The following is a 5,543-nucleotide window of genomic DNA, read 5'->3' as shown; positions in this document are numbered from 1 at the left end:
CCGGATAGTACTTCGACGACCTGTTCCAGTTGGGACCTCTCCTTTCCCAGGGCCTGTGCACGTTCCGGATCGTTCCATACATCCGGCTGTTCCAGTTCACGCGCAACTTCTACCAGACGTTCCTGTTTCGCATCATAGTCAAAGATACCCCCTCAAGGCCTCTGCTCTGCCTTGAAGATCTTTGATTCGTGCTGAAATTAATCCTGTCTCTATCATGTGGGCTACTACACCTGTCGGCAAAGGTGCAAATAATACATCAAGCGGCCAGTACATCGCTAGCCCGCCCTGCAAAACCAATTGATAAACACGAAATAATCAGAAAGGCGCAGGTTCTCGGGTTCGGACAGGCTCAATATAATCCACGATCAACTGGGGACTGAGCACGCCGCGGTACTCGTTTACTGCGAGTTTGTAGGCGATGTCAACGGACTGTATATCTTCAGGCCAGGCATCGTCCACCGTGTTAAATGCAATAGCGTCGATAAGCTGATCCGATCCCGTAATTTTTAGTACCAACTTCAGGTGCCGTTCTCCTACTATGCGCCGCTGAACAATATCAAAGCGCCCGTCAAACTGTGGTTCCGGAAAATGTTGCCCCCACGGTCCACCGGATTCCAGCAGCTGTGCTAACGGTAAATCAAGATCAGACGGCGCTAACTCACCATCGCTATGAATAATATGGTGCAGGTCATCGGCATCTACGTGCTGACAAACTTCTTTATCGAATGCGGCAGCAAATTGCTCGAAATGTTTTTTCTCCAGGGTTAATCCGGCGGCCATTGCATGTCCGCCAAACTTGGAAAGCAAGCCTGGATGTAGTGTTGCAATTGCATCCAGTACATCACGTATATGCACGCCGGGAATGGACCGGGCAGACCCTTTTATAATGGCTTCATTAGTATTGCTATCATTACCCGCATCAGCAAACGCAATCACCGGGCGATGAAACTTTTCCTTTATGCGCGACGCCAGAATACCGATCACACCCTGATGCCAGTTTGCTTCGTAAACACAAATACCGGTGGGTAATTCCGTGCCATTGATCTCCTGCAGTACATCCATGGCCTGCATTTTCATGTCCTGCTCAATGGCTTTACGTTCTTCGTTGAGCTGATTTAACTGTTTCGCAAATGCGAGCGCTGTTTCATCATCGTCGCTCAGCAAACACTCAATGCCCACAGACATGTCATCCAACCGCCCGGCGGCATTTAATCTCGGACCCACGGCAAACGCCAGGTCCTGGGCGCCCAGCCGATAAAGTTGCCTGCCCGCAATTTGCGCCAATGCCTTAATACCCGCACAACAATGGCCCGATTTAATACGCGCCAGCCCCTGGGCAACCATAATGCGGTTATTTTGATCCAAAGGCACTACGTCGGCGACCGTACCCAATGCAACCAGATCCAGTAGTTCCGCAAGGTTTGGCTCTACGATGCTGTTTTCTTCAAACCAGTTCGTCTTACGTAGCTGCGCTCTTAAGGCCAACATGACATAAAAAATGACACCAACACCGGCTATCGCCTTGCTGGGAAATTCGTCATTGGGCTGATTGGGATTAACGATGGCATCAGCATCGGGTAATTCATGGCCGGCTAAATGATGGTCTGTAATGACGACCTTGATCCCTGACTTCCTGGCTGCCTCAACTCCCTGAACACTGGAAATACCATTATCAACAGTAATGATCACATCGGGTTGATACTTTCTGGCGCACTCTACAATCTCCGGTGTCAAACCATAACCATACTCAAACCGGTTGGGCACCAGGTAGCTCACCTTTGTGGCACCAAGTTTCTTTAAAGCGCGTACGGCAACCGTGGTGCTGGTAGCACCATCAGCGTCAAAGTCACCCACAATAAGCAGGTTTTGCTGCGCTCGAATACTTTGCTCAAGCAATTCCACGGCTTCCTGCACACCTTTAAGCAGCGAAAAACCTAGCAGGCAATCCAGTGTTTGTTTCAGCTGATTCGCTGAAGTAATTCCTCGATTCAGGTAAATCCGGTTTAATATGGGATTCAGGCCCGGAAGCAACAATGCGCTCTCTTTTTGCGGCGAAACTCTTTTTATTTTTAGAGCCATATAAATAAAGTGCGTACGTTATAGAAATTGTGAAATCAAATAATGGGTATTACCAGATCAACATTTACAGTAAAATTGAGCATTAAGAATAACACTGTTCTCAGCCAATTAAGAGACCTCAACACGCTATCAAGGATAAGATATGTCAGGCACACGTGAATTTATTCCCCTAAACATCGCAGTATTAACCGTTTCTGATTCACGCACTGAGGAGAATGATCGTTCGGGTCAATTACTCGTGGATCGTGCAATCAAATCGGGACACAAGTTAGTGGAAAAATCGATCGTTCGCGACGATATCTATCAAATTCGCGCAACGGTCTCGCTCTGGATAGCACAGCCCGATGTCGATGCAATCGTTACAACAGGGGGTACGGGGGTAACCGGTCGCGATGGCACACCAGAGGCCATACAACCATTGCTGGATAAGGAAATCGAAGGCTTCGGCGAAATCTTTCGAATGATTTCCTACGACGAAATCAAAACATCGTCGCTGCAATCACGTGCTTTGGCAGGTGTCGCCAATGCCACGTATATATTTTGTTTGCCGGGCTCATCCGGCGCCTGCGCTACTGGCTGGGATAAAGTCATTCAGGATCAATTAGATCACCGCACCGCCCCATGCAACCTGGCCATGTTAATTCCACGACTTACAGAACAATAATGATCGATATCCTGGCTTTGCAGGAGACTACTAATATTCTTTCACTGCAATTACAAAGACTTATATAAACAAAACCACTCAATTTCTAGCCTGACTAGCCGATAATTTAAAGGGTAAATTTTGTTACCAGCCACACGAAAGCAAAATGTTATTCGCAGATTTTTTTTATCCCCAGCAAAAAACCAGGCAGACCGGTTTTTCCTTGCTCGAATTATTAATTGTCATTGCTATATTGGCGATACTCATTTCAATCGCCATTCCGGCATACGAAAATTACCTGGACAACAAAAACATTGCACAGGCAAAAGCAGATGTTTTAGAAATCCAGGTCATCATTGACCGGTTTTACGTTACCAACAATCGCTTTCCCAACAACCTGGCGGAAATTGGCGAGAATATTCGTAGAGATCCCTGGGGTAATAATTATTACTACACCAATATCAGCACCGTCAAAAACAAGGGCAGCGTACGAAAGGATAAAAATTTGACCCCGGTAAACTCCGACTACGATCTCTACAGCGCAGGTAAAGATGGACTAACCAGCCTTCCCTTCACGGCCAAAAATTCTAACGATGATATCGTGCGCTGCAACAATGGATCTTTTATTGGCCTGGTTGCTGATTACTAGGTATTGCCGACCTTAGTAATTCGCCAGGCGGCTATTTTTAACCTCAGTTTACAGACTATATTGCCCACATTATGGCTAAAGATAACAATCTGAGGCGCCGTTATTCAGTTATACCAAACACCAACTACCATTCAATAAATAATTTTTATCAAGCGATTTGGATGGAGTATTAATATACAGCTTGGCAAGACTCAAGAGTCACTGGAAATACATTAATAATCTGGAGCCGTCCTGGTATTGCGATGAAGTTCAGCTATTCACTTTTTCAGAGCCGTGTTGCCAGGCGACTTTTTATCCTTTTTCTATTTTCATCACTTATACCCATTGTCACCCTGGGTTATCTAAGCTATAGCAATTTTTCCAAGAAACTGCTGGAACAATCTCGCCAACATCTACATCAGGTTTCCAAATCGGTGGGTTACACCATCATCGAACGGTTGGACAATTTACACAGAGAACTCGCTAACATAACGATACGCTACAAGGAGCACATTAACGCAAACAAACCTGTCGAACAGTTTGCTATCGACAGAAAATCCAGAAATAATTTTTCTGCTATTGTTATCAAATCACGAGATAAAAAATATATACCACTCTATAGTGGCATTGATGAATTTCCCATATTGTCCGCCAGTCAGTTGGTTCATCTTCAGAACGGAAATCCAGTCCTGATATTCAGTGATTACTCAACCTTTCAAAAGAAGTTATTAATGGTCATATCGCTGGATATTGCTGCTGACAATCCCAGCTTAATGATTGCTGAGATTAATCAGAACTTATTATGGGATGTTGAAAGCATTATCCATAACCCGGCATTTGCCTGTATAACCACCGAGCACTATGAAACTCTGCACTGCTCCGCCAGCAACATAAAGATTGACGCTTTAAAACATGCGCTTTCTGAAAATAATGAGTCTTCGGCCATTTTTAACTGGCAGGAAAACAATACCGACTTTATAGCGTACTACTGGACCATTTTTCTGGAGGGAAAATTTGCGACTAATCCCTGGCTGGTGGTGCTCAGTAAACCCAAACTGGAAAACCAGGCATCAATCGAAAGCATTAAAAGCATTTACCCAATAGTTGTGTTGTTAGCTTTTTTGCTTGTCATTCTTCTAACCACCAGCCAGCTTCGTCGCAACCTGACACCACTCGAATTGTTGCAGAAAGCAACCAAACAGGTTGCTACTGGTGATTTCACGTCAAAAGTAGAAATCACAAGCAACGATGAATTTGAGGAACTGGCCGATTCATTTAACAATATGGCAATCCGTCTGGATAAACAATTTAAAAGTTTAGCGACCATGGCGGAGATAGATCGCATAATTCTTTCTGCGTCCAATAAAGACTATGTAGTGGATACGGTACTAAGACGCATAAAGGATATTGTGCCATGTGATTTCGTTTTACTATCGATTCTGGAGAAAGAAACGATCACTGCCGATCCATCAGCTTCCTCGAACAACCTCAATGAAACAATATTAAAAAATTCACACAACATCGATGATGGGGACGCCCAACTATTGCTGGCCCATCCAAAATTTTTAACGATCAAGTCTACACAGCATGCGCCCAAATATGCTAAAGAAATTGTCACTAAAGGTGTACGTTCACTGGTTGTTTATCCAATTATTATCAGCGATCACCTGCACTCAATTATCACATTAGGCTTCAAAAAAACTCAAAAACCCTATAGCGAAGACCTGGAACAGGGCCGGGAAATGGTCGACCGTATTGCAGTCGCCCTGTCAAACGCCAGCAAGGAAGAAAAAATTTATGAACAGGCGAATTTTGACACCCTGACTAAATTGCCAAATCGCACTTTGTTACACGACCGTCTGGAACAGGCCGTACAACGCGCACGACGCGATGGTAACCAGATTGCTACTTTACTGGTCGATATCGATCGATTTAAAGCCATTAACGATTCGCTGGGTCACACGGCTGGCGATCAACTGTTAATAGAGGTCGCGGCACGGCTCAGCAGTGTCACCAGTGACACAGATACATTGGGCCGCCTCAGTGGCGATGAATTTGTCATTATCCTTTCCGATATTGGTTACAGTAAAAACTCTACTTCAATGATCACGTCCACCGCGGAAAGTATCCTCAATGCCATCAAGTATCCATTTGTAATTCACAACCATGAAGTTGGGGTATCGGCCAGTATTG

General features: G+C 44.9%; 4 protein-coding genes and 1 pseudogene. 3 read left to right on the top strand and 2 right to left on the bottom strand.

Annotation, left to right across the window (positions count from 1 at the left end; translation table 11 throughout):
- A pseudogene (locus tag ACWVCM_RS12010) lies at positions 1-216 on the bottom strand (PCRF domain-containing protein); the annotation flags it as partial.
- A gap of 99 nt (positions 217-315) precedes the next feature.
- Positions 316-2,079 (bottom strand): single-stranded-DNA-specific exonuclease RecJ, encoded by a 1,764-nt coding sequence (recJ, locus tag ACWVCM_RS12005; protein ID WP_455201993.1) that lies wholly within the window; start codon positions 2,077-2,079, stop codon positions 316-318.
- A gap of 142 nt (positions 2,080-2,221) precedes the next feature.
- On the opposite strand from recJ, the gene moaB reads away from it, so the two are divergent.
- The 3 genes from moaB to ACWVCM_RS11990 form a co-directional block, all read left to right on the top strand.
- Positions 2,222-2,743: a molybdenum cofactor biosynthesis protein B gene (moaB, locus tag ACWVCM_RS12000; RefSeq protein WP_455201992.1), complete on the top strand. Its 522-nt coding sequence runs from the start codon at positions 2,222-2,224 to the stop codon at positions 2,741-2,743.
- A gap of 145 nt (positions 2,744-2,888) precedes the next feature.
- Positions 2,889-3,371, top strand: coding sequence for a type IV pilin protein (locus ACWVCM_RS11995; RefSeq protein WP_455201991.1), 483 nt, complete (start codon positions 2,889-2,891; stop codon positions 3,369-3,371).
- A 242-nt stretch (positions 3,372-3,613) separates the two neighbouring features.
- The coding region (locus tag ACWVCM_RS11990; RefSeq protein ID WP_455201990.1) for a diguanylate cyclase domain-containing protein at positions 3,614-5,543 on the top strand (1,930 nt) is incomplete at its 3' end.

Source organism: Kaarinaea lacus, from assembly GCF_975902315.1.
This window is presented reverse-complemented; position numbering and strand designations above follow the sequence as displayed.